General features: G+C 68.9%; 29 protein-coding genes and 1 pseudogene. 18 read left to right on the top strand and 12 right to left on the bottom strand.

The window, feature by feature from the left end; all coding sequences use genetic code 11:
• Positions 1-19: 19 nt before the first annotated feature.
• From WT97_RS30635 to WT97_RS30600, 8 genes are all read left to right on the top strand, one after another.
• Complete coding sequence (locus tag WT97_RS30635) at positions 20-871, top strand: hypothetical protein (RefSeq protein WP_060354989.1); 852 nt, start codon at positions 20-22, stop codon at positions 869-871.
• On the top strand, positions 868-1,533 hold the full coding sequence (locus WT97_RS30630; protein ID WP_060354988.1) for a gluconate 2-dehydrogenase subunit 3 family protein: 666 nt from the start codon (positions 868-870) through the stop codon (positions 1,531-1,533). Before WT97_RS30635 ends, WT97_RS30630 begins: the two co-directional genes overlap by 4 nt.
• On the top strand, positions 1,520-3,190 hold the full coding sequence (locus WT97_RS30625) for a GMC family oxidoreductase (protein ID WP_060354987.1): 1,671 nt from the start codon (positions 1,520-1,522) through the stop codon (positions 3,188-3,190). The genes WT97_RS30630 and WT97_RS30625 overlap by 14 nt, the downstream gene beginning before the upstream one ends.
• Before the next feature lie 97 nt (positions 3,191-3,287).
• A complete protein-coding gene (locus tag WT97_RS30620) occupies positions 3,288-3,671 on the top strand; it encodes a DUF305 domain-containing protein (RefSeq protein ID WP_059499348.1) in 384 nt (127 codons plus the stop codon).
• A gap of 127 nt (positions 3,672-3,798) precedes the next feature.
• Positions 3,799-4,539 (top strand): FRG domain-containing protein, encoded by a 741-nt coding sequence (locus WT97_RS30615; RefSeq protein ID WP_060354986.1) that lies wholly within the window; start codon positions 3,799-3,801, stop codon positions 4,537-4,539.
• Positions 4,540-4,700: 161 nt separating this feature from the next.
• Positions 4,701-5,204, top strand: a complete 504-nt coding sequence (locus WT97_RS30610) for a low affinity iron permease family protein (RefSeq protein ID WP_060354985.1) — start codon at positions 4,701-4,703, stop codon at positions 5,202-5,204.
• Positions 5,205-5,385: 181 nt separating this feature from the next.
• Positions 5,386-5,865: a BON domain-containing protein gene (locus WT97_RS30605; RefSeq protein WP_059835055.1), complete on the top strand. Its 480-nt coding sequence runs from the start codon at positions 5,386-5,388 to the stop codon at positions 5,863-5,865.
• A 111-nt stretch (positions 5,866-5,976) separates the two neighbouring features.
• Complete coding sequence (locus WT97_RS30600; protein WP_060035342.1) at positions 5,977-6,459, top strand: hypothetical protein; 483 nt, start codon at positions 5,977-5,979, stop codon at positions 6,457-6,459.
• Here the strand turns inward: WT97_RS30600 and WT97_RS30595 are convergent.
• Positions 6,434-6,907, bottom strand: a complete 474-nt coding sequence (locus tag WT97_RS30595) for an NUDIX hydrolase (protein ID WP_059499315.1) — start codon at positions 6,905-6,907, stop codon at positions 6,434-6,436. The genes WT97_RS30600 and WT97_RS30595 overlap by 26 nt on opposite strands.
• 199 nt (positions 6,908-7,106) lie before the next feature.
• The gene (locus WT97_RS30590) at positions 7,107-7,307 is read right to left on the bottom strand and encodes a hypothetical protein (RefSeq protein WP_059499316.1); all 201 of its coding nucleotides are present in this window, start codon (positions 7,305-7,307) and stop codon (positions 7,107-7,109) included.
• Positions 7,308-7,478: 171 nt separating this feature from the next.
• On the opposite strand from WT97_RS30590, the gene WT97_RS30585 reads away from it, so the two are divergent.
• The 3 genes from WT97_RS30585 (at position 7,479) to WT97_RS30575 (ending at position 12,190) form a co-directional block, all read left to right on the top strand.
• Entirely contained in the window at positions 7,479-8,867 is a 1,389-nt protein-coding gene (locus tag WT97_RS30585) for an HlyD family secretion protein (RefSeq protein WP_059794232.1), read from the top strand.
• Positions 8,868-8,952: 85 nt separating this feature from the next.
• The gene (locus WT97_RS30580; protein ID WP_060354984.1) at positions 8,953-10,545 is read left to right on the top strand and encodes a DHA2 family efflux MFS transporter permease subunit; all 1,593 of its coding nucleotides are present in this window, start codon (positions 8,953-8,955) and stop codon (positions 10,543-10,545) included.
• Between the two features lies 1 nt (position 10,546).
• The gene (locus tag WT97_RS30575) at positions 10,547-12,190 is read left to right on the top strand and encodes an efflux transporter outer membrane subunit (protein ID WP_060354983.1); all 1,644 of its coding nucleotides are present in this window, start codon (positions 10,547-10,549) and stop codon (positions 12,188-12,190) included.
• Between the two features lie 65 nt (positions 12,191-12,255).
• Here the strand turns inward: WT97_RS30575 and WT97_RS30570 are convergent, their stop codons facing one another.
• Positions 12,256-12,966, bottom strand: a complete 711-nt coding sequence (locus tag WT97_RS30570; RefSeq protein ID WP_060035340.1) for a response regulator — start codon at positions 12,964-12,966, stop codon at positions 12,256-12,258.
• 588 nt (positions 12,967-13,554) lie between these two features.
• Between WT97_RS30570 and WT97_RS30565 the strand changes: the two genes are divergently transcribed.
• Positions 13,555-13,887 carry a hypothetical protein gene (locus WT97_RS30565; RefSeq protein ID WP_060354982.1) on the top strand — a complete coding sequence of 111 codons (333 nt, stop codon included), beginning with the start codon at positions 13,555-13,557 and terminating at the stop codon, positions 13,885-13,887.
• Positions 13,888-13,910: 23 nt separating this feature from the next.
• Entirely contained in the window at positions 13,911-14,132 is a 222-nt protein-coding gene (locus tag WT97_RS30560) for a hypothetical protein (RefSeq protein ID WP_059794237.1), read from the top strand.
• A 21-nt stretch (positions 14,133-14,153) separates the two neighbouring features.
• Here WT97_RS30560 and WT97_RS30555 read toward each other — a convergent pair whose 3' ends face one another.
• From WT97_RS30555 to WT97_RS35065, 3 genes are all read right to left on the bottom strand, one after another.
• Positions 14,154-14,720 carry a GNAT family N-acetyltransferase gene (locus WT97_RS30555; protein ID WP_060035336.1) on the bottom strand — a complete coding sequence of 189 codons (567 nt, stop codon included), beginning with the start codon at positions 14,718-14,720 and terminating at the stop codon, positions 14,154-14,156.
• Between the two features lie 337 nt (positions 14,721-15,057).
• Positions 15,058-15,279, bottom strand: a complete 222-nt coding sequence (locus WT97_RS30550) for a hypothetical protein (RefSeq protein WP_034209183.1) — start codon at positions 15,277-15,279, stop codon at positions 15,058-15,060.
• A gap of 66 nt (positions 15,280-15,345) precedes the next feature.
• Complete coding sequence (locus tag WT97_RS35065; protein ID WP_257128580.1) at positions 15,346-15,744, bottom strand: HPr family phosphocarrier protein; 399 nt, start codon at positions 15,742-15,744, stop codon at positions 15,346-15,348.
• Between the two features lie 224 nt (positions 15,745-15,968).
• Between WT97_RS35065 and WT97_RS30540 the strand changes: the two genes are divergently transcribed.
• Positions 15,969-16,322, top strand: a complete 354-nt coding sequence (locus tag WT97_RS30540) for a zinc ribbon domain-containing protein YjdM (protein ID WP_373557108.1) — start codon at positions 15,969-15,971, stop codon at positions 16,320-16,322.
• An 81-nt stretch (positions 16,323-16,403) separates the two neighbouring features.
• Positions 16,404-17,240 carry a spermidine synthase gene (locus WT97_RS30535; RefSeq protein ID WP_060354981.1) on the top strand — a complete coding sequence of 279 codons (837 nt, stop codon included), beginning with the start codon at positions 16,404-16,406 and terminating at the stop codon, positions 17,238-17,240.
• A 57-nt stretch (positions 17,241-17,297) separates the two neighbouring features.
• Here the strand turns inward: WT97_RS30535 and WT97_RS30530 are convergent, their stop codons facing one another.
• Both WT97_RS30530 and WT97_RS30525 read right to left on the bottom strand, forming a co-directional pair.
• Positions 17,298-17,483 (bottom strand): ribbon-helix-helix protein, CopG family, encoded by a 186-nt coding sequence (locus WT97_RS30530; RefSeq protein WP_006489181.1) that lies wholly within the window; start codon positions 17,481-17,483, stop codon positions 17,298-17,300.
• Between the two features lie 89 nt (positions 17,484-17,572).
• Positions 17,573-18,331: a YoaK family protein gene (locus WT97_RS30525; RefSeq protein ID WP_059499325.1), complete on the bottom strand. Its 759-nt coding sequence runs from the start codon at positions 18,329-18,331 to the stop codon at positions 17,573-17,575.
• A 240-nt stretch (positions 18,332-18,571) separates the two neighbouring features.
• Between WT97_RS30525 and WT97_RS30520 the strand changes: the two genes are divergently transcribed.
• Together WT97_RS30520 and WT97_RS30515 are read left to right on the top strand one after the other, a co-directional pair.
• Complete coding sequence (locus tag WT97_RS30520) at positions 18,572-18,922, top strand: hypothetical protein (RefSeq protein ID WP_059779919.1); 351 nt, start codon at positions 18,572-18,574, stop codon at positions 18,920-18,922.
• Positions 18,919-19,131: a twin transmembrane helix small protein gene (locus WT97_RS30515; protein ID WP_006489184.1), complete on the top strand. Its 213-nt coding sequence runs from the start codon at positions 18,919-18,921 to the stop codon at positions 19,129-19,131. The genes WT97_RS30520 and WT97_RS30515 overlap by 4 nt, the downstream gene beginning before the upstream one ends.
• Before the next feature lie 159 nt (positions 19,132-19,290).
• Here the strand turns inward: WT97_RS30515 and WT97_RS30510 are convergent, their stop codons facing one another.
• A complete protein-coding gene (locus WT97_RS30510) occupies positions 19,291-20,211 on the bottom strand; it encodes an AraC family transcriptional regulator (protein ID WP_060354980.1) in 921 nt (306 codons plus the stop codon).
• A gap of 138 nt (positions 20,212-20,349) precedes the next feature.
• Here WT97_RS30510 and WT97_RS30505 point away from each other — a divergent pair, with 138 nt between their 5' ends.
• A complete protein-coding gene (locus WT97_RS30505) occupies positions 20,350-21,315 on the top strand; it encodes an SDR family NAD(P)-dependent oxidoreductase (protein WP_060035331.1) in 966 nt (321 codons plus the stop codon).
• 64 nt (positions 21,316-21,379) lie between these two features.
• On the opposite strand, the gene WT97_RS30500 is transcribed toward WT97_RS30505, so the two are convergent.
• The 3 genes and pseudogenes from WT97_RS30500 to WT97_RS30495 all read right to left on the bottom strand — a co-directional run bounded on the left by WT97_RS30500 (position 21,380) and on the right by WT97_RS30495 (position 22,939).
• Positions 21,380-22,246 carry a HipA domain-containing protein gene (locus WT97_RS30500; protein WP_257128586.1) on the bottom strand — a complete coding sequence of 289 codons (867 nt, stop codon included), beginning with the start codon at positions 22,244-22,246 and terminating at the stop codon, positions 21,380-21,382.
• Positions 22,247-22,423: 177 nt separating this feature from the next.
• Positions 22,424-22,623: pseudogene (locus WT97_RS35060) on the bottom strand (HipA N-terminal domain-containing protein); the annotation flags it as partial.
• Between the two features lie 31 nt (positions 22,624-22,654).
• Positions 22,655-22,939 (bottom strand): helix-turn-helix domain-containing protein, encoded by a 285-nt coding sequence (locus WT97_RS30495; protein ID WP_059499329.1) that lies wholly within the window; start codon positions 22,937-22,939, stop codon positions 22,655-22,657.

Genomic DNA, 22,939 nt, shown 5'->3' with positions numbered 1-22,939 from the left:
TTGCCGAGGAGGAGGAACGATGCGACACCGCCGACATCGCGCCGCCGAGCGCGACAGGCTGCTGGCCGACGCCGCGCGGCTGCTGAACCGCAGCGCGTTGCTGCTGGCCGGCTCGGTGCTCGCCGACAGCGGCGTCGAGCACTATCGCGGCACCTTTCACAATCGCGCGATGCTCGCGCCGCTCGCGATGTCGACGCTGTCGGTGATCGCGAGCGTGCACGGCCACGCGGACGATACGCCCGTGCGTCACCGGCTGCGCGACGCGGTGCACGTCGCATCGGCCGCGGTCGGCGTCGCCGGTTCCGCGTTCCACCTGTACAACGTGACGAAGCGGCCGGGCGGTTTCAGCTGGCACAACCTGTTCTATGGCGCACCGCTCGGCGCGCCGTTCGCGCTGCTGCTGTCGGGCGCGCTGGGCGCGGCGGGCGAGCGGTTGCGCCAGAGCCCTGCCGATGCGCCGCGGCTCGCCGGGCTGCCGGCCGGGCGCGCGCTTGCCGGGCTGGTCGCGGCGGGGCTCGTCGGCACGCTCGGCGAAGTCGGATTGCTGCATTTTCGCGGCGCGTTCCAGCATCGCGCGATGTTCGCGCCGCTCGTCGTGCCGCCGCTTGCCGCGCTGGCGACTGCCCGGCTCGCGCTGTCGCGCCCGCGTGCCGACTGCGGATTCTGCCGCGGGTGGCTGCGCGCGACGGCCGTGCTCGGGTTCGTCGGCGTCGCGTTTCATGCGCGCGGCGTCGCGCGGCAGATGGGCGGCTGGCGCAACTGGTCGCAGAACCTGCTGTCGGGCCCACCGCTGCCGGCGCCGCCGAGCTTCACCGCGCTCGCGATCGCGGGGCTGGCCGCGACCGCGCTCGCCGAACAGGAGGCGTCATGAACGATGCGAACCGCAAGCCGGTCGCGCTGCCGCGCTATCCGGGCTACGATGTGCTCGCCAAGCGCGACACGCCGTCGTGGAACGATGCGACGCGGCGTGCGATCGATGCCCGCCTGCGCGTGGCTGCGAATGCGCCGCGTCATCTGGATGCCGAACGATTCGCGACGCTCGGTGCGTTGTGCACGCGCATCGTGCCGCAGCAGCCGGGCGGCGCGGGCGCGATCCCGACCGCCGCGCTGGTCGACGCGCGGCTCGCGGCCGACGACGGCGACGGCTATCGCGATGCGCGTCTTCCCCCGCTGCGCGCCGCGTGGCAGACGGGCCTCGCCGCGCTCGACGCGATGGCGCGGCACGCGCACGGCTGCCCGTTCGCGGCGCTCGCCGCGCGCGACGCCGACGCGTTGCTGCACGCGGTACAGAAAGGCGACGTCGATCGACAGATGGAACCGGCCTGGGCCGGCATGGACCCGCGCACGTTCTTCGCGAAGCGCGTGCTGATGGATATCTGCGGCGCGTATTACGGCCATCCGTTCGCGTGGAACGAGATCGGCTTCGGCGGCCCCGCGAGCCCGCGCGGCTACGTGCGGATGGACTTCAACCGGCGCGACCCGTGGGAAGCGGAAATGCGCGTGGAGGAGGGCGATCGAGATGGCCGCCGATGAACCGCTGTCCGCCCCGTCGCCGCGCGGCCGCGATGGCCGTGCGCCCGATCCGTTGCGGGTCGGCGGCTGGTCGCCGATGCGGATGTTCCGCGACGACGACGCGGTCGACTTCGTGATCGTCGGCACCGGTGCCGGCGGCGGCACGCTCGCGTGCAAGCTCGCCGAATACGGCTTCTCGGTCGTCGCGCTCGACGCGGGCGCATGGTGGCGGCCCCTCGAGGAATTCGCGTCCGACGAGACGCATCAGCACAAGCTGTTCTGGACCGACGAGCGGATCTGCGACGGCGCCGATCCGCTCACGCTCGGCACCAACAACAGCGGCCGCGCGATCGGCGGCAGCACCGTGCATTTCGCGATGGTGTCGCTGCGCTTCCGGCCCGAGTGGTTTCGCTCGCGCAGCGCGCTCGGCTACGGCGTCGACTGGCCGCTCGACTGGCGCGAGATGTGGCGCTACTACCGCGAGGTCGAACAGGCGTTGAAGATCAGCGGGCCCGTGAACTACCCGTGGGGGCCGCCGCGCCCGCGCTATCCGTATCGTCCGCACGAACTGAACGCGGCCGCGCTCGTGTTGGCGCGCGGCGCGGAGGCACTGGGCATCGACTGGACGCCGACGCCGCTCGCGACGCTGTCCGCGCCGCGCGGCCGCGCGCATCCGTGCGTGTACCGCGGCTTCTGCATCGCCGGCTGCGCGACCAACGCGAAACAGAGTGCGCTCGTCACGTGGATTCCGCGGGCGGTCGCGGCCGGCGCCGAAGTGCGCGATCTCGCGATGGCGCTGCGGATCGAGGCCGACGGCGATCGCGTGACCGGCGTGCACTACGCGCGCGACGGCCGCACCCGGTTCCAGCGCGCGCGCAACGTCGTCGTCGCCGGTTATGCGATCGAGACGCCGCGCCTGCTGCTGCTGTCCGCGAACGGGCGGCATCCGCAGGGGCTCGCGAACCGTTCGGGCCTCGTCGGCCGCTACCTGATGGCGCAGCTCAACCAGGCGTCGTGGGGGACGATGGACGACGAAGTGCGCTGGTACAAGGGGCCGCCGTCGCTGTCGATCACCGAGCACTGGAACTATGCGGACGAAGGCAAGGATTTCTTCGGCGGCTATTGCTGGATGAGCCAGGGGCCGCTGCCGATCGAATGGGCGCGCAAGGTCGCCGCGCGCGGGCTGTGGGGCGACGCGCTGAAGCGCGAAATGGCGCGCTACAACTTCCAGGCCGGCTTGAAGATCGTCGGCGAGACGCTGCCGCGCGCGGACAACCGCGTGACGCTCGCCGACGAACGCGACGCGTTCGGGTTGCCGGTCGCGCGCGTGACCTATTCGTACGACGACAACGATCGCCGGATGATCCGCCATGCGCTCGCGCAGATGGGGCGTTCGCTGGAGGCGGCCGGCGCGCGCGACATCTGGCACGAGGAGGACGACACGTGCCATCTCGCCGGCACCGTGCGGATGGGCGACGACCCGGCGACGAGCGTCGTCGATGCCGATTGCCGCAGTTGGGACATACCGAACCTGTGGGTGTGCGACGGCTCGGTGTTTCCGACGGTGGGCGGCGTGAATCCGTCGCTGACGATCCAGGCGATCGCGTGCCGCACCGCCGACCGCATCCGCGCGCTGGTCGCACGCGGCGATTCGCATGCGCGAGCGCGATGGCGGTGAATCGTGCGGCGCGACTCCGCAGCGACCGATACGACGCGTGCTTACGAGCGAGGATGCCGCGAGCGAACCATTCACTTTCTTGTCGAGGAATCGTCTCATGCCAGTATTCAACCGTTCATCCCTGCGCCGTTGCGCCGCCTGCGCACTGCTGGCTGCGTGCGCGTCGGCGCTGCCCGCGGCCGGGCAGTTGCGCCCCGCCAATCCCGTCAGCGTGCCCGACACGTCCACGCAGGCGTTCAAGCGCGCCGACCGAAAAATGATGGAAGCGATGGAGAGTGCGCCGTACACGGGCGATGCCGATCGCGATTTCGTCGCGCACATGGCGCCGCATCACCAGGGCGCGATCGACATGGCGCAGGTCGAGCTCAAATACGGCAAGGACCCGACGCTGCGGCAGCTCGCGAGCCGGATCGTCGCCGCGCAGCGCGACGAGATCGCGTTGATGGAGCGCTGGCAGAAGGAGCACGGCAAGACGCCGTGAGCCGCGATGCGATACGGCGATACGCAGCCGGCCGTACCGGTCGCGCCGCATCCGGCAAGCGACCCTGCCGAACACGTGCCGCCGAGACGGCCGCGAATACGGGCAAAAGCGACAGGAGGCGCGACGCATGGACGGTGAGCACGAGGCGGCAGGCCGCTCGATCGACAGCGTGGCCGACTACATGGCCGTGATCGGCGCGCAGCGTCGGACGATGGCGCTGCGGCTCTTTCGCGGCCAGTGCAACGCCGGCTGGCCGCTCGTGCCGGGCATCGCGCGGCAGCGCGCGTCGCCAGACGTCGAAGCGCGGATGCTGGACGAATTCACGCGGCGCGCGCTGCCGCATCTCGAACCCGGGCAGAACCTCGATGCGTGCGACTGGCTCGCGCTCGCGCAGCAGCACGGGATGCGCACGCGTCTGCTCGACTGGTCCGGCAACGCACTGGCCGCGCTGTGGTTCGCGGTCAGGCGCGCGGGCGAATCGGGCGGCGACGGCGTGGTGTGGTGCCTGTCGCACGACGCCGACGACATCGCGACCGCCGCCGAACGGCGCGCCCCGCTGCAGGTCGCGCGCACCAAGGTGTTCCGGCCGCGCCACGTGATGCCGAGAATCACCGCGCAGGATGGCTGGTTCACGATTCACTGTTACGACGCCGGCGCCGAGCGTTTCGTGCCGCTCGACGAGCATGCGGACTTCGCCGGCCGCCTCATGCGCATCGTCGTGCCGGGCGCCCGGTTCGCGACGATCCGGCAGGAGCTTGCCGGCGTCGGCGTGAGCGTCGCGACGATCTTTCCGGATCTCGACGGCATCGCACAGCTGACCGACACGCGCTATTTCCCGGATGACGAGGACACGCACGCGCCGCAGTGAAGCCGCCGCCGGATGGGGTGTGCGGGCGGGCACGCGCGATGCTCGTCTCGACGGCGCGCAGACGGGACCGAACCTCGAGCGGCCCTCGCTTGCGTGCGCTCCGCGGCGGGCGGCGACGCGGTTCATGCGCATTCAAACCAACCATCGAATCGGAGGCTTTCATGCGCGAACCCAACGAACCACCGTGCGACCGTCGCGACACGGCGTGCGAGGCCGGCGCCGGTTCCCGGCCGGCCGGGCACGCCGTCACCCGCGCGTTCGAACGTTTTGCGTCGAGCGTGACCACCTGGGCCGGCTCGCCGGTGGCGTTCGGCAGCGCGGTCGCCATCACCGTGCTGTGGCTCGTGAGCGGGCCGGTGTTTCACTACTCCGATGCGTGGCAGCTCGTCATCAATACCGGCACCACGATCATCACGTTCCTGATGGTGTTCCTGCTGCAACGCAACCAGAACCGCGACAGCGTGGCGTTGCATCTGAAGCTCGACGAACTGCTCGCGGTGACGCGCGCGGCGAGCGACCGGCTGATCGGGATCGAGGATGCGTCGGAGGAAGAGTTGCGCGCGCTGGCGCAAACCTACGTCGACATGGCGCAGCGCGCGGCCGAGCGCGGCGAGGACGAGCCGGGCGGCAAGCGGGCGGAAACGGCCGGCACGCCCGAATCCTGATCTTCCGATTTTCCGGTCTTCAGGTCGAGCGATGCGCGGCCCGATGATTTTTCAAACGCTTGTCGTTTCCGGCGCCGCATCGCCGCGCGACGGCTTGCACGCGACGCTTGCACCGGGGAACGGCACGTGCTGCATACCGAAACGAAGCCCGGCTGTCCCGGGTATTGCCTACGGTGCCTCCATGAACTCCAGAACCCCTTCGAATCCGTTGTTGAATCTTGCGGTGGCCGTTGCGTGCGGGGCGGCCGCGATGTACTTCCTCGATCCTTCGTCCGGCCGGCGGCGACGCGCTTATCTGCGCGACAAGGCGGTTGCGGGCCGGCATGGCGTGGCCGATTATGCGAATACGCAGGCGAAGCGGGCGGCCGACCATGCGCGCGGCGCGATTGCCGGCCTGCGGGCGGACTGGCTCGCGGGCGATGCGAGCGACGTGCAGGTCGCCGAGCGCGTGCGTGCTGCGCTCGGCCGGCTCGTCGGTCGCCCGCGCGACATCGACGTGAGCGTCGAGCGCGGCAACGTATGCCTGACCGGGCAGGTCGAGGAGTCCGAACGGCAGGCATTGATCGACGGCGTCGCCGCATTGCATGGCGTGCATCACGTCGAGGATGCGATGGGCGCGCGCAGCGAATACAAGGCGCCGCCAGGCGGTCATGCGCACTGACGCGGCGGCGGCTGCCCGCACCGGCGGGCCGGTGAACGAATACGACAAGCATTCGGCGCACGTACGGCTGCCGGCACGACGGCGGCCTGGCGCCCCACCCGGAGCAAGCCCATGACCGAACGCCAGCCCCCCGACACGACGTCTCCGCATCCGGAGCCCGGCGCGCACGACGCGCTCGAACACCTGCTCGGCAGCCTGCATCGGCACGGCTTCCTGCGCTTCGCGAACGAGGTGGTCAGCGCGAACGCGCGGCTGGCCGACACGTTCGTCGACGCGCTCGACAAACCCGGCATGCAGAGCGGCATGCAGAATCTCGCCATGCTCGTGACGGCGCTGTCGCGCATTCCGCCGGAACAGTTCGGCCGTGCCGCGTTTGCGGCAGCCGACGCGTTGCATCACGTCGGCGCATGGCAGCCGGCACAGCACGAGCATGTCGCGCCCGGCGTGCGCGGCATCTACCGGCTGCTGCACGACGAGGCGCTGTGGGATGCGTTGACGCCGCTTCTCGAAGGATTGAAGGTCTTCGCGCAAGGGCTCGCGCGCGATCCGCAATCCCCGGTCGCCGGACTCAACGAGGCGACGAAAGACGCGTGACCGGCGCCGGCGGCAGGCCGCACGCGGCGCACAGGTCCGCGAACTGACGGATGATGCGCTGCGTCGGCGCGCTCGCCGGCCAGTGCGGCACCGCGTGGATCCCGACCCAGCGGCACAGCGCGATTTCCCGGCCCGGGCACGCGTGCGCGCCGCGCGGCAGGTTCGCGACGAATACGTGATGGCGTTTCACGCTGCCGTCCACGTAGAAGAAATAGGCGAGCTCGAGATCGGCGAGCCCCGTTTCCTCCCGAAGTTCGCGATGCGCGGCGTCGAGCGCCGATTCGCCCCGGCGAATCACGCCGCCCGGCAGCGTCCAGCGCGACGACGGTCCGCGGGCGACCAGCAGCACGCGTTGGTTGCGATGGCAGACGATCGTCGCGCGTTCCTTCGCCAGCGGCGCCAGCGGTACCGCGCGAACAGGGAAATCGGACGGGTCGGGGAGCGTCATGAAGGGCAGGCGACGGGTGATTGAAAGATCCATGATCCGGTGCCGCAACATGCGTTCCTGCGTCGCCGCCGCGCCGGCCGTCGCGCGAGCGTTTCGGGGCCGCCTGTCGGGCCGTCGTCCGCGATTTTTCAACGGCTTGTCATTTCTGCCGCCGCCTGTCGCGGCCACGCGGGCGGCGATTCCGTGCGGCGCGCGGCGCTCACGAATCGCCGTGTTCGCTCGATGGCGTGGGATGCGGCGGCGTCCCGCCTTCCGGCTCCGCCGGCTTGCCTTCGGCCGGGTCGCGGGCGCTGCGCGGCGGCGGCGTGGCTGTGCCACGGCGCTTGCCTTCGGGGCCGGGCGTGCTGTCGCCGCGATCTTCGTTGCGCGTGTCGGTATCGAGTGAGGTCGAGCGCTTCATGGTTCGCGAGTCCTGTCGGGGCCGTCGAAGCGTACGTGTCGCGCATCGGGCGTGCCGGGTTCGGGCTGCCGGTTTCGGGCGAAGCACGCCCCGGGTCCGCTGTTTGCTTGAGCGCGCGCTTGAGGTCGGCGCGGGCAATGACGCTCGCGGCCACCGCCTGGAGTTCCGTTTATGCCCGATGCGATCCTGTGCCCGTTGTCCGTTCGTGAGCGATTTGGCGCCGCGGTCCGGCGCGCGCTGACGCCCGGACCGCCCGGCACCGGCGCGCCGGACGCGTTCGCGTCGGCGGCGGCCGGTGTCGCCCTGTCGACGCCGCTGCACGCCCGCTGGCCGACCGAGCTCGCGCGTGCGGGCGACGGCCAGTCCGGCGGCGGCAGCGGCTCGGCGGCCGCGCCGGGCCGCAACGATGGCGAGCGCCCGACCGACGCCCCGGGCGGCGGTGGCGGCGATGATCATCCGCACGACGATCGCGGCGGCCGCACCGGCGGCGACGGAGAGGGCGGCAACGGCGACGGCGAACGCAAGCGCCCCGGCAAAAAGCCGCTGATCATCCTCGGCGCGGTGGTGGTCGTGCTGCTCGTCGCCGGGTTCGTCTGGTGGTTCGCGACGCGCAACCAGGTCAGCACCGACGATGCGTATACCGACGGCAACGCGGTCGCGGTCGCGCCGCACGTGTCCGGCTACGTGACGCGGCTGGCGATCGACGACAACACATTCGTGCGGCGCGGCGACGTGCTCGTCGAGATCGATCCGCGCGACTACCGCGCGCAGGTCGACGCGGCGCAGGCGCAGCTCGGTCTCGCGCAGGCGCAGCTCGACGCGGCGGGCGTGCAGCTCGATATCGCGCGCGTGCAGTATCCGGCCCAGTACCGGCAGGCGCGTGCGCAGATCGAGTCCGCGGAAGCCGCGTACCGGCAGGCGCTCGCCGCGCAGACGCGGCAGCGCGCGGTCGATGCGCGCGCGACGTCGCAGCAGGCGATCGACGCCGCCGACGCGCAGCGCGCGACCGCCGACGCGAACGTCGCGATGGCCCAGGCGCAGGCGCGTACCGCGAGCCTCGTGCCGCAACAGATCCGGCAGGCCGAGACGGCCGTCGAGGAACGACGCCAGCAGGTGCTGCAGGCGCGCGCGCAGCTCGAGACGGCCAACCTGAACCTGTCGTACTGCGAAATGCGCGCGCCGTCCGACGGCTGGGTCACGCGACGCAACGTGCAACTGGGCTCGTTCCTGCAACCGGGCACGTCGATCTTTTCGATCGTCACGCCGCGCGTGTGGATCACCGCCAATTTCAAGGAGTCGCAGCTCGAGCGGATGCGCATCGGCGACCGCGTCGACGTGTCGGTCGACGCGTACCCCGATCTCGACCTGCACGGCCACGTCGACAGCATCCAGCTCGGCAGCGGGTCGCGCTTCTCCGCGTTTCCGACCGAGAACGCGACCGGCAACTTCGTGAAGATCGTGCAGCGCGTGCCGGTGAAGATCGTGCTCGACGGCCCGCTGCCGACCCGTCCGCCGCTCGGTCTCGGCCTGTCGGTCGAGCCGACCGTCCATCTGAAATGACCGGCCGCCGTGCCGCGGCCGGTTTCGACCGGAGCGATCCGATGCCCGATACCCGCATGCCGTTCCCGCCTGACGAGGCCCGCCGATGAACCGGCCGCCCGATCGCAGCGGCGCATCCGATGGCACGTGGCGTCCCGCCGCGAACCCGTGGCTCATCGCGATCGTCGTCACGCTCGCCGCGTTCATGGAAATCCTCGACACGACGATCGTCAACGTGGCGCTGCCGCACATCGCCGGCACGATGTCGGCGAGCTACGACGAGGCGACCTGGACGCTCACGTCGTATCTCGTCGCGAACGGCATCGTGCTGCCGATCTCGGGCTTCCTCGGGCGCATGCTCGGCCGCAAGCGCTACTTCCTGCTGTGCATCGCCGCGTTTACCGTGTGCTCGTTCCTGTGCGGCGTCGCGACCAACCTCGGCGAACTGATCGTGTTCCGCGTGCTGCAGGGGTTGTTCGGCGGCGGCCTGCAGCCGAACCAGCAGTCGATCATCCTCGATACGTTTCCGCCCGAGCAGCGCAACCGCGCGTTCTCGATCTCGGCGATCGCGATCGTCGTCGCGCCGGTGCTCGGGCCGACGCTCGGTGGCTGGATCACCGACCATTTCTCGTGGCGCTGGGTGTTCCTGCTCAACGTGCCGATCGGCGCGCTGACCGTGCTCGCGGTGATGCAGCTCGTCGAGGATCCGCCGTGGCGGCGCGGCGCCGACCGCGGGATCTCCATCGACTACATCGGCATCGGGCTGATCGCGATCGGGCTCGGTTGCCTGCAGGTGATGCTCGATCGCGGCGAGGACGAGGACTGGTTCGGCTCGAACTTCATCCGCGTGTTTGCCGTGCTGTCCGCACTCGGGTTGATCGGCGCGACGCTGTGGCTGCTGCGCACGAAGAAACCGGTGGTCGACCTGTCGTGCCTGCGCGATCGCAATTTCGCGCTCGGCTGCGTGACGATCGCGACGTTCGCGGCCGTGCTGTACGGCAGCGCGGTGATCGTGCCGCAGCTCGCGCAGCAGCGTCTCGGCTACACGGCGACGCTCGCGGGCCTCGTGCTGTCGCCCGGCGCGCTGCTGATCACGCTCGAGATTCCGCTCGTGAGCCGGCTGATGCCGCACGTGCAGACGCGCTATCTCGTCGGGTTCGGTTTCGTGCTGCTGTGCGCCTCGCTGATCTATTCGCGCACGCTGGTGCCCGACATCGACTACACGCACCTCATGATGATCCGGTGTGCGCAGTCGCTCGCGATCGGCTTCATGTTCGTGCCGATCACGACGCTCGCGTACCTGACCGTGCCGCAGCGGCTCAACGACGACGCGTCCGCGCTGTTCACGATGTTCCGCAACGTCGCGGGCTCGATCGGCATCTCGGTGTCGACCGCCTTGATCCGCGAACGCACGCAGGCGCGCATGGCCCATCTGTCCACGCACATGTCGACGCTGTCGCAGAACTTCCAGGACGCGCTGCAGGAGAACGCGCGCGCGATCGCCGCGCTGACGGGCGCGCCGCCGCCGGCCGCGCAGCAGACGGCGAACGGGCGGCTGTACGAGACATTCATCGCGCAGGCGACGATCCTCGCGTATATCGACGTGTTCGCGATCCTCGCGGTGTTCTGCGCATTCAGCATTCCGCTGACGTTCCTGTTCACGCCGGCGAAGGCCGCGGGCGGCGCGGGAGGGCATTGACATGCGCATGCATCGGGAGCACCGCAACCGCCGCTGGATTCGCGCTATCGCGTGTCGCGCGGTGACGATATTCATCGGATACGCCGGTGTCGCAAGCTGCACCGTCGGACCCGACTACCAGCCGCCGCACGCGGACGCACCGGACACCTGGCATGCGATGCAGGCGGACGGCCGGGCGGCGGCCCCCGCATCCGGCGTGGCCGTCCGGTCTTCGCCGACGATCGACGCCGACCCCGATCCGCGCTGGTGGCGCGCGTTCGGCGATCCGCTGCTCGACCGGCTCGTCGAGCGCGCCGCGCACGACAACCTCGATGTGCAGGCCGCCGTGCTGCGCATCGCACAGGCGCGCGCGCAGGTTCGCGCCGCCGCCGCGCAGGGTTTGCCGGACGTGCGTGCGACCGCCAGCTACCAGCGCGAACAGCTCGGCCTGAAAGGCATCGTCGAGGAGCAGGGCATCGACCAGCGCGTCGATCGTCTCGGCGCGCCGGGATCGCCGCTCGACCGGTTCGGGCCGGGAACCGGCGCGCGCGTGCAGCAAGGCGCGCGCGGCGCGCTCGATGCCCTCGAAGCGCCGGTCAACCTGTGGCAGGCCGGGTTCGACGCGTCGTGGGAACTGGACCTGTTCGGGCGCGTGCGCCGCTCGGTCGAAGCGGCCGGCGCCCAGACGAGCGCGGCGGTCGCGAGCCGCGACGACGCGCTGCTGTCGCTCGAGGCCGAGGTCGCGCAGACCTATCTGCAACTGCGCGGCGCGCAAGCGCAGCGCGCGCTGGCCGACGACCTGCAACGCGCGCAGCGCGACCTGCTCGACCTGACGCGCGAGCAGGCCGCGCATGGTCTCGCGAGCGATCTCGACGTGCGCAGCGCCGACGCGCGGCTCGCGCAGATTCGCGCCCAACTGCCGCAGTTCGACCAGCAGATCGTGCTGCTGCGCAACGGTCTCGCGTACCTGGTCGGCGGCGCGCCGGGCGCGCTCGACGACTGGCTTGCCGCCCCGCGCGCGTTGCCGGACGTGCCGCCGACCGTACCCGTCGGCTTGCCGTCGACGCTCGCGCGCCGGCGCCCCGACATCCGCCGCGCGGAAGCCGAACTGCACGCGGCCACCGCCGACGTCGGCGTCGCGGTCGCACAGTTCTATCCGGACATTTCGCTGACGGGGCAGGTCGGCCTGCGCGCGTCGCACGTGCGCGAACTCGCGCACTGGTCGCATCTGTTCTATGCGTTCGGGCCGGCCGTGTCCCTGCCGATCTTTTCCGGCGGCGCGCTCGTGTCGAACCTGCGGCTGTCGCAGGCGCGCCAGGCCGAGGCGGCGCTCGCCTACCGGCAGGCGGTGCTCGTCGCGCTGCGCGACGTCGACAATGCGCTGGCCGTGTACCGCACCGATCAGGCGCGCGCGGCCGCGCTCGACGATGCGGTGAAGGCCGAACAGGGCGCGCTGGACCTTGCGCGCGATCGTTACCGAAAGGGGTTGTCGCCGTTCCTCGACGTGCTGGATGCCGAGCGGCAATGGTCGGAGGGCCGGCAGCAGGCCGAGCAGGGTGCGTTGCAGACGACGACCGATCTCGTCGCGCTGTACAAGGCGCTCGGCGGCGGATGGCAGGCCGGCGCGGGCACGAATGCGGATACCGGTACGGCTCGCCCGCAATAGCTGCGAGCGCGCGCCGGACATCGCGGGCCGCGCGTGCGATGCCGTTCGTCGGTCCACGCGCGGCCTCAATCCCACGCGTGCTTGCTGAACTGATAGCCCCTGGAGCGGATGGTCTTGATCCGTTTCGGTTCGTTCGCATCGTCGCGCAGCTTGCGGCGCAGCTTCGAGATGCGGCCGTCGATCGAACGATCGAGGCCGTCGAACGCGATGCCGCGCAGCAGCAGCGTCAGCTCTTCCCGGCTGACCACCTCGCCCGCGCGGCACACGAGGGCCCACAGCAGGTCGAATTCGGTCGACGTCAAACGCGGCACGCTGCCGTCGGGAAGATGCACGCGGCGATCGGCCCGGTCGATCGAAAACTTGCCGAATACGTATCGCTGCGGCGTATCGGGCACGGGGTCGCTCGCCGGCACGCGCGTGCGCCGCAACTGCGCCTTGATCCGCGCGAGCAGCAGGCGCGGCTCGACCGGCTTGCGGAGAAAATCGTCCGCACCGAGTTCCAGGCCGAGCAATTCGTCGAACGGTTCGTCGCGGCCCGTCACCATGATCACGATACCGTCGTAATGCACGCGCGCTTCGCGGCAGATCTCGAAACCGTCCTTGCCCGGCAGGTTGACGTCGAGCAGCACCAGGTCGGGGCGGCTCGCGACGATCGCCGACACCGCGCCGGCACCGTCGTACAGCGTATCCACCTGGTAATGATGCTTGCGCAGATAGTCGGCGATCAGCGCGGACAGCGGGACGTCGTCTTCGACGAGCAGGATTCGGATCGGCATCGGTAAACGAAGGGGGCAAAACGGGAAGGTGGCGAGCGGTCAGGCCCAGTCCGAGCGCGTCGTAGCCGAAGCGACGTGGATGATACTGCGCAACATTCCGGCGGTATGTGACGAAATCTGAATCGTTCGGTGAACTGAGCTATGGGCAAATCGCTGCTGGAAGGGGGAAAGCGCGGGGCGGCGGCGGCGGGCCGCGGGTGAGATCGAAACGGGTCGATGCGAGATCCGGCGCGGCGCGCGCGACGATGCGCGAGCGGGCATCCTTCAGACGAAAACGTTTGCGCCAATCCGGCGTCGCGAATCTGGCCCGCACCGGCCGAACCTAAGCCAGGCAAGGTTAGTCGACATATCATTACAAAATATTACCGACGTTGTCGCGTCTCGCTCCCTACAATTCCCGAACCTGACTCGCGCGCATCGCATACTGCGGTGGCGTCCGTTTCCCGGTCGCATCGACTGCCTGCTTCGACGACACGTCGAGTCATGCTGCGCGCATGCGTGACCGGAGGCGCACGGGTCGGATCGACGCCGCGCCGGCTCCCGGCGAGCGGGCAAGCGGACAGTGCGAATTATTCACGGGGAGGCGAAATGACGCCGTTGCAAGTCGTCCTGAGTCTCGAGTCGCTCACGCAAGCGATCGAAGCAGCGGTGGCGCGTGCCGACTGGAGCGAGGCCGTCCGGGCTGCCGAGAGGCGTTCGGCGTTCATCGTTGCGCTCGCACCCGATCAACCGGACGAGGTCGTGTCGGCGCTGATGAAACTGCAGGAGATCGACGTCCGGATCTCCACCGTCGCGCGCGACACGCTGGAGGCGCTCATCGCGGAAGGCTGGACGGCGTTGCACGCGGCCCGCGCGACAACGAGCGCGCCGAGTGTGCGGCCGCAGTCGCACGACACCGGTGCCGCGGCAACGCGACACTGAGATTCGTTTCTTTCGGTGGTGGCATGAAATTCAGAAAACGCGCCGGGCAAGTCGAGGCAACGCGCTGGTTCGCCGACGGCGACCATGAACGGGTAGAGCGCCGTCACGGCAAGTGGGCGGTCGCGACGCCGGAAGGCTGGCGCTCGGTGAAGCCGGGCGACTGGATCCTGCGCGACGAATGCGGCAACTGCTGGCCGATGGACGACGGCCTGTTCATGCATTGCTACGAACCGGTCGCCGATTGACCCGGAGCCGGCTCGCCGCGCTCAGCGACACTTTCGCGAAAACATCAACGAATCGGCGTCGTTGAAGCGGATGCGCAGCGGCTCGCCGTAACCGGCTTTCTCCGCGACCCGAATCGATGCGACGTTGGTCGGCGCGATCAGGCATACGCTGCGCTCGAACCGCTGCTGCGCGTCGAGCCATCCGAGCGCGGCCGCGAGCGCCTCGGTCGCATAGCCGTTGCCCTGCGCCCACGTCGCCAGCGCCCAGCCGGCTTCCGGCACGCCGCGAATCGGCGGCTCGATGTTCCGGTGGAAATCCGCGAAGCCGAGATCGCCGACATAGCGGCCCGACGCCTTTTCGCGGATCGCCCAGTAGCCATAGCCGAGCAGCGGCCACAGCCCGCGATACGCGAGCATGCGCATCCACGAGTCGCGCGGCTTGGAAGGCTCGCCGTTGAAGATGTGCGCGACGACGCCGGGTTCCGCCCACATCGCGGCGAGTGCGTCGAAGTCGCCGAGCGGATGGCCTTCGAGAATCAGGCGCGGCGTATCGAGAACGGGCGGGGACGAGACGGAGGGGGCGGCGCTGAATGTCATCGGGCGTTCCATGAGGAAGGGATGGCGACGCAGGGCGCCGCGCTTGAGCCCCGTACGATACCGCTAAACGGCGATGTGGATGCAATCCCCGCCCGCATCGGCGCATGCGACCGCATCATGCGGATGGCCGGGGGCCGGCGGTGCTCGCACGGACCGGCTCGCGTGACGGCGTCGCGGTCTGGGGCGCGTCACGCGGGGCGCTCGACGAATGCGGGCCGTTCGCCGCCGTGTGGCGAATACCGGTGCGAACACGGCCTGGGGTGAGTTGTCGGTCCGCTTGCTGACAACGGCAATCGACGCGCCTGCGTGTTGCGTACAACGCGAGATCGTGCCCGTGCCGAATGGCGGGTTACTTGCGGCTCTTCAGGAAATTGCGCCCCTGCGCGGTGATCGACGCGCCGGAGCGTCCGTTCGCCGCATGGCTGACGAAGCCCGCGCCGACGAGTTCCTGTTCGATCGACCAGCCGAGCGCCGGCGCGTCGCGGCCGTAGCGAACATCGGCGAGGCGTTCGAGCGCCCAGATCGCGGAGGCCGACAGGTTGGGGGTGTTGGACGTCAGGTTGTCGTTCATCGCTTCCTCGGGAAATGGCGTTTCGGGGTGGACGGCGCGCGGCCGCGCGATCGGCGGCGCCGAGCATCAGCTTGCCTGGAGCAACGGCAGCAGCGCGTGCAGCGCCGCTTCCTCGTCGGGGCCGGTGGCGAGCACCTGGGCCGACGTGCCGCCGTGAACCTGGAGCGCCGCAATCGCGCCGCTGTCTTTTGCGTTGCTGCCGAGCCCGTTCGCGATCAACTGGATGTCGCTCTCGAAGCGGCGTGCCGCGGCGACGGCCGCGTCGCGCGCGGCGCGACCCCGATTGCGGTTCCATGCGGGGCCGATTTCAACGTACACGACGGTTGCCACGATGCTGGAAAGCCTCCGGGCGGGTGGGCGCGGCAGCGCGCGACATGCACGGTTGCGCACGTGCTGCGGGGACTTCGGGCGGCCGGCGCGCAGATTTCCCGCAGGGTTGCGAGGCGCCGGCCGGGCGGATTGCATGCGTCATTCGGCGCGAACTTGCCGACATCGGCTGCAAAGGTGCGTTCAAATTCGCGGATTGTCGAAAGTGGACGATTATAATGCATCGGTCCGGTCATGTGAATTGTATTATAATGCCGTGTGTGCCGATGCCGGCCTGCGGCCCTGCCGCGGGCGAGTCGCCGCACCTCCGGGCGCGCAATCTGCTCGCCCGGCATCGTCGATCGACCCGAATGCCTCCCCGAATGGAAACCGCAATGAACGCCCCCGCCTGCCCGCAATGCGCGATGGAAAACACTTACCCTGACGGCGCGCTGACCGTGTGCGCGGACTGCGGCCATGAATGGTCGGCCGACGCCGGCGCCGAGGCCGGCGACGAACCGGCAGGCGACGTCGTCAAGGATGCGAACGGCAACGTGCTGTCGGACGGCGATTCGGTGGTGCTGATCAAGGATCTGCGCGTGAAGGGTTCGTCGATCACGCTGAAGATGGGCACCAAGGTCAAGAGCATCCGGCTCGTCGGCGGCGATCACGAAGTCGACTGCAAGACCGACATGGGCGGCTTCATGCTGAAGGCGTGCTACCTGAAGAAGGTCTGAGCGCGCGGTTAGGCGACCGTTGCATCCGCGTTTTCATCCGCCGCGTTTTCATCCGCCGCGTTTTCAGCCGAGTACCCGCGCATGGCCGAGGATCGAACTTCCTACGACGCGTTCGTCAGGCTCCTGGCGACGCCGCTGAACGACGGCCGGCCGTTCGTGCTGAAGACGCAGCACGCGCTCTCGCTGCACTTCGATCATTTCGGCACCCAAAGCTTCATGTCGCTGCGCGATCCGGTGCAGCTGACGCTCGGTTATACGCGCGTGATGATGGGTTTCCTGCTGCTGCAGGCCGAGCCCGCACACATCTGCATGCTCGGGCTCGGCGGCGGTTCGCTCGCGAAGTACTGCTATCGCCACCTGCCCGGCACGGCGATCGACGCGGTCGAGATCAATCCGGACGTGATCGCGCTGCGCAACGTGTTCAGGATTCCTGCCGACGATGCGCGCTTTCGCGTGGTATGCGCGGACGGCGCGGATCATCTGGAACGGGCGGACGTCCGCACGGACGTGATCCTGCACGATGCGTTCGTCGCCGACGGTATGCGCGGCCGCTGTACGGGTCGCACCTTCCTCGATGCGTGCCGCGCGCGCCTGAGCGAATCCGGGGTGCTCGCGATCAACTTCATGGACGACGATCCGGCATTGCCGCAACACCTCGAGCAACTGCGAGCGGTATTCGGTTCGTCGTATGCGCTGGCGCCGTGCGGCGACGACAACAACTTCGTTGCATTCGCATGGAAGGACGGCAGCCGGCTGCCGTCGTTGCGTATCCTGCTGGAGCGGGCGCTCGCCTGCCCGCAGGCCGGCGAGCTGAAGCTGGCGGCCACCGCGAGGCGCATGAAGCACGGCGAGGGCATCGATCCGCGCCGGCTGGTCTGGCGCGCGCAGTCGCACGAACGCTGGGAGATCGGCGCGTAACGGTCGTTGCGGATACCTGGGGGCACTGAGCGGCGGCGCGCGCCTTTGCGGTCGCGCTTACTTCACGCGCTTGCCGATCGCGCTGCGGGTCTTGTACGTGACGCCGTGCCGGTCGAGATATTCGCGGATCAACTGCCGCACGACTTGCGATGGCGTAAGATCCTGCTCCGCGCAGAGCATCTCGAAGGCTTCCTTCTTCGCGGGATCGATCAGGACGGTCAGGCGGGCGGTTTTCGTTTCCATGACGGGGCGAGGGTGGTCGATATGTTAATCAAATTATAATCGATCCGCTTTCGGCGTTAGCGTGCGCAAGCACCGCCCGTAGCGCACGATCAGCGTCTGCTGCGCAGCAGCGCGAGCAGGTCGTCGATCACCGGCACGATCGCGAGCGTGACGAGCATCGCCGCGAGCGGCACGGTCGATACGTAGCCCACGTGCTTGAAACCGATGGCTCCGGCGAGGCCGCCGACGAAGAACGACGCGAGCATCGTCGCGTGAATCCTCAGTTTCGAACGGTTGGCGATCACCGCGTGCGCGTCGACGTCGATGGCGGAGCGGTTCCAGTAGAACAGCTTCCCGAGTTCGATGCCGAGATCGGTCACGATGCCCGTCACGTGCGTCGTGCGGATTTCCGCGCCCGACAGCTTCGTGATCGTCGCGTTCTGCAGCCCCATGATGAAGCACAGCAGCGTCACGGTCACCGGCACGAAGAAGGTTTCCCACAGCGCGAGATGGCTGCCGAGCAGCCCGAACAGCAACAGCAGCGCGGCTTCGACCAGCAGCGGCAGCATGAACTGGCTGTGCAGCCCGCGGCGGCGCCCCCAGTTGACGAGGATTGCCGAGCAACTGGCGCCGATCAGGAACGACCCGAGCGAGCTGATGCCGGCGAGCGCGAACCGCACGTCGCCGAGCGCCGTTTGGTCGGCGATCGCCGACACGATCCCGCTCATGTGCGACGTGTACTGCTTGACCGCGAGAAAACCGCCAGCATTGGCCGCGCCGGCGACGAACGCGAGCGAAAACCCGAGCTGGCGGTTCGCGGTCGCACTGCGGTGTTTCCCCGTCAGGTTTCGGAAGTACTGCGCTGGCATAAGGGCTTCGCTCAATCGTCGCGGGTTCGCGGGTACGGGCGGAAAACGGCTGCGGGCGGCGTGACGGGCACACCGCCCGCAGCGGATGCCGGGCCATCGAATCATGTGATCAACATGATAATGTCATTATCATACTCTGTTGGCTGGATGGTGCTTTCAGTACAATGATGCAAAGTGCCGCTGGCTGGCCGTTTCGCCGCTGCGCGGCGCGCGCTTGCGATCACTTCTGCTCACCGCTTCATGACCCCGATCAAGTTCATCCTTCGCTACACGGCGATTCCGTTCACGGCCATCGTCGCCGTGGTGATCTGGACTGTCATACCATCGTCGAAAGAAATCGATGCGAGACAATACGCGGCGCTGTCGCGCGCGTACGCGAGTTTCCCGCTGCCGTTCCGGCGCGAGATCTCGGACACGATGGAGCACGGCACGATCAACGACCGGCGCTATCAGGCACTCGTGCGCGATTCGCTCGGCAACGGCGTCGCGCTGGACTGGCCGGCATCGGGCGTCGGCGGCGTCGCCGACGAGCGGCACAAACTGGCCGAACTGATTCGGGCCGATTCGGAACTTCAAAGGCAACGGCAATGAAAACCCTGCTGGTCTCTGTGGCATTCGCGATGATCATCGCGAGCCTGATCTTCGCGCTGTACTTCATGAATCACGATCGCGGCAAGTCCAAGCGGATGGCGTGGTCGCTCGCCGCGCGCGTCGGGTTGTCGGTCACGCTGTTTCTGTCGCTGCTGATCGCATACAAGCTCGGCTGGATCGAACCGACCGGCTTGCCGATCGGGCGGTGAACCGGTGGACGCCTCGCCGCAGGCGGGGCGTTTTCGCAAACGCTGGTTTGATCGGATAATGAAGCTATTGTGATAAGAATACTTATCCCGATAGTCGCGATGCGAATGCGTGGCGTCGATGGAATCGCAAACTCGCATGCCCGGGGTGCGGTAACGACGCTAGCTGCCCGACTCGCTCGTCACGCCGTGACGATATGCGCGCGGCGAACAACCCACGATGCGCTTGAACGCATGGCCGAACGCGCTATCCGAGTCGTAGCCGAGCCGCTGCGCGATCGCCGATACCGACGCGTTCGAGCGGCGCAGTTCGCGCATCGCCATCTGTATCCGCCACCGCAGCACGTATTCGAGCGGCCCGAACCCGAGCCGCCGCTTGAAATGCAGCGCGAACGTGGAACGCGACACGTGGCAGCAGGCCGCCAGGGCGTCGACGGTCCAGCGTCGCTCGGGCGCGGCGTGAATCGCGGCCAGCGCCGCGCTGACCCGCGAATCCGCGAACCCGGCAAGCCACCCGACATCGCCGTTCGCGCCGGCGTCCACATAGCGCCGCAGAATCTGTACGAGCATCATGTGGCCGAGATGCCGAACCATCAGCGACCCGCCCGGCGACGACGCGTCGAATTCCCGTGCGAGTTGCTGTAGCGACCAGCGCAACACCGCTGCCGATTCGGAATCGCCGCTCACGATCACCACGGGCGGCAGGTTGCCGAGCAGCAGCGGCATGCCTTCCTCGTACGCGAAGCGGCCGCCGATCAGAAAGCAGTCGGCCGGTTCGCCATAGTGCGCGATACCGCGTTCGACATGCCGGTACATGTCGGCGGCCGGGATCGGCGCGACCGACGGATCGCTCGCCAGCGAAAACGCCCGCGGCGCGGCGAGCAGGAAGCAGTCGCCCGCGCGCAGCCGGACGGGCGGTCCCGCACCGTCGACGGTCAGCCAGCAACTGCCTTCGACCACCGCATTGAACTTGATCCCGTCGGGTGGGGGAAGGTCGACCGCCCACGGGCCGCCGGCCCGCAAGCCGGTGAAAAACGAGTCGCGCGTCTCCAGCAGCGACAGCACTTCCGATAGCGGATCCACGCACAACCCCGGACGATCTCGACGAAAAACCGGATTCTATTGCATTCACAGTCCGGCTGTGCGGCCGGAGAATGATCTCGTGCGGTGACGCGGCCGATGGGCGGCCGCGTGCTTCGCGCACCATTCCTGGAGCCTTCAATGACGAGCAGGCAGCACCCTCTTCATTCCGGATTCGACGCCGCCTCGACGGCGAGCGATGTCCTGGCCGGCGTCGACCTGCACGGCAAGACCGCCGTCGTCACGGGCGGCCATTCGGGCCTCGGCCTCGAAACCACGCGTGCCCTGGCGCAAGCCGGCGCGCACGTCGTCGTCGGCGCACGGAGCATCGCGGCCGCGCGCGAAGCGACCCGCGGCATCGCCGGCGTGGAGATCGCGCCGCTCGAACTCGCCGACGCCGCGAGCGTGGCCGCATTCGCCGCGCGGTTCGTCGACGCGCGGCGCAACGTGCATATCGTCATCAACAGCGCAGGCATCATGGCGTGCCCCGAGACGCGCGTCGGCGACGGTCGGGAAGCGCAGATGGCCGTCAACCACCTCGGTCACTACGCGCTCGTCAACCGGCTGTGGCCTGTGCTGACGCACGGCGACGGCGCGCGCGTGATTGCGGTGTCGTCGCTCGGGCACCGGCTGTCGCCGATCCGCTGGGACGATATCGAGTTCGCGCGCGGTTACGACAAGTGGCTGGCGTACGCGCAGTCGAAAACCGCCAACGCATTGTTCGCGGTGCAGCTCGACGTGCTTGGGGCGCCGTTCGGTGTCCGAGCGTATTCGCTGCATCCCGGCAAGATCGCGACGCCGCTGCAGCGTCATCTGACGCGAGAAGAAATGATGGCGCAGGGCTGGGTCGACGAGCACGGCGTGCCGGTCGATCCGACGTTCAAGACGCCTGCGCAGGGGGCGGCAACCCAGGTATGGGCGGCGACGTCGCCGCGCATCGCCGATCTCGGCGGCGTCTATTGCGAGGATTGCGACGTTGCGGCGGTGACGCGCGGCAACGAGGAATCGGGCGTGCGGCCGCATGCGATCGATCCGGAGGAGGCGTCGCGGCTGTGGGCGTGGTCCGCGGCAGCGACGGGTGTCGATGCTTTTGCGGCGCGCCGCTGACGCCCCGACATTCGCCGGGCGCCGCGCGGGTATCGGGGGCGGCACGACGCCCGCGCGTGGCAGCCTATCCGCGCGTCTGCCGCAGCACGCGCCCCATCTCCGCGATCGGCATGGCAACGATCGAATTCAGCAACCGCATTTCCCCGGCGTCCGGATGCGCGACGTTCCGCACTTCATCGAGCGTTTGCTCGACGTGACGATCGAGCGGTTCGAGAAAACGCTGCAATTCAGTGGCGGCCGCTTTCTCCCTGAGCCCGAGCGCCTGACCGAACGCGACCAGCGCCTCCACGTCGATATCGGCGAACCGCGTCGCATGCCCGAGCGGCATCGTCAGCTCGCAGTGCGGCCAGTGATCGCCGCGATGGCCGGGGCGGTGCGTCGGCGTGTGATACGCGACCGTACTGACGATGTCGTAGAACGGCGCGAGCCGGTAGCCGCGCGCGTCGACGAAGAACGACAGGTTCTTCAGGTGCGCGTCGGCGTTGCCGACCACCACGTTGAACACGGTCCAGCGGAACACCGACAGGCGTGTCAGTGCGCGCGTGCTGGTGCGGTCGATCGCACGGGCAAGCTCCTGCGCAGTGGCCCGCTGGTATTTGAAACCGCGGTCGTAGTTCAGCAGTTGCATCGCGTCGATCGTATGCACGCGCCCGGCCGGTTCGGACGTGATGTCGCGGTCGAACCGGTCGATCACGTAGCAGGCGGACGGCGCGCGCAGGAAATGAACGTCGGGCACGTCGAGCCCCATCTTCTTCGCGAGCTGCATGCAGAAGAACTCGTTGATCGCCGAATGCGGATAGCCGGCCGCGCGCATGTCGGGTTTGAGCAGGTGCATCGACGGTTCGCTGCCGACCGGCTCGAACAGCGCGTAGTCGGGCGCATCGCCGCGCAGCACCAGCAGGAGCTTCTGCTGCGCGCCGGCCGCCGACATGCGCTTGGGTGCAGTGGCCGTCAGCGCGCGCTCGGGCATCGCCTGAATCCGGCGTTCGAGCTCGTCGAGCGGCAGCGGTTGCAGGCCGCCGGCCGCTTCGTGTTCGCCGTCGGCCAGCAGCGTCAGCGCGCCGGCCGATTCGCGGCCGAAGTACGCGAGCAGGCCCCACGCGTCGGCCGCATCGACCTTCGCCTCGCGCGCGAGCGACGTACGCATGCCTTCCTCCGGCAGCAGGTTGTCGAAGAACCACTGGACCGGGCGATCGGTCGACGTGTCGGTGAAGACGCCGGCGACAGCGGATACGCGGCGGGCGACGCGAGCCAGTTCGCGTCGTACGCGAACGACCAGATGCCTTTGTCGTCGGTCAGCGTGCCCATGCGCACGCCGTTCGCGGACGCGATCAGCGTTCTAGCCGCCATGGCTGCTCCTGCGGCGTTGCGCGGCCTTCAGCGCGGTGGCTTCGGAAATCTCGATCGACGATTCGGCATACAGCCGCACCCCCAGTTCGCCGAGCAACAGCATGACCTTGCCGATTTGCGCGGTCGGCTTGCCGGCTTCCACCTGGCTGATGAATTTTGGCGACAGCCCGGTCGCGTTCGCGAGTTCGTCCCGCGTGAATCCCTGCTGGATCCGCGTCGCGCGAATGAGGTGGGCGAGCGCGCCGATCGTGTCGACGGACCGGGACTCCGACAT

This window comes from Burkholderia sp. MSMB1459WGS, assembly GCF_001534535.1.
Classification (GTDB): Bacteria; Pseudomonadota; Gammaproteobacteria; order Burkholderiales; family Burkholderiaceae; genus Burkholderia.
Note: the sequence above shows the minus strand (reverse complement) of the source record. Positions and strands in the feature narration are given on the sequence as shown.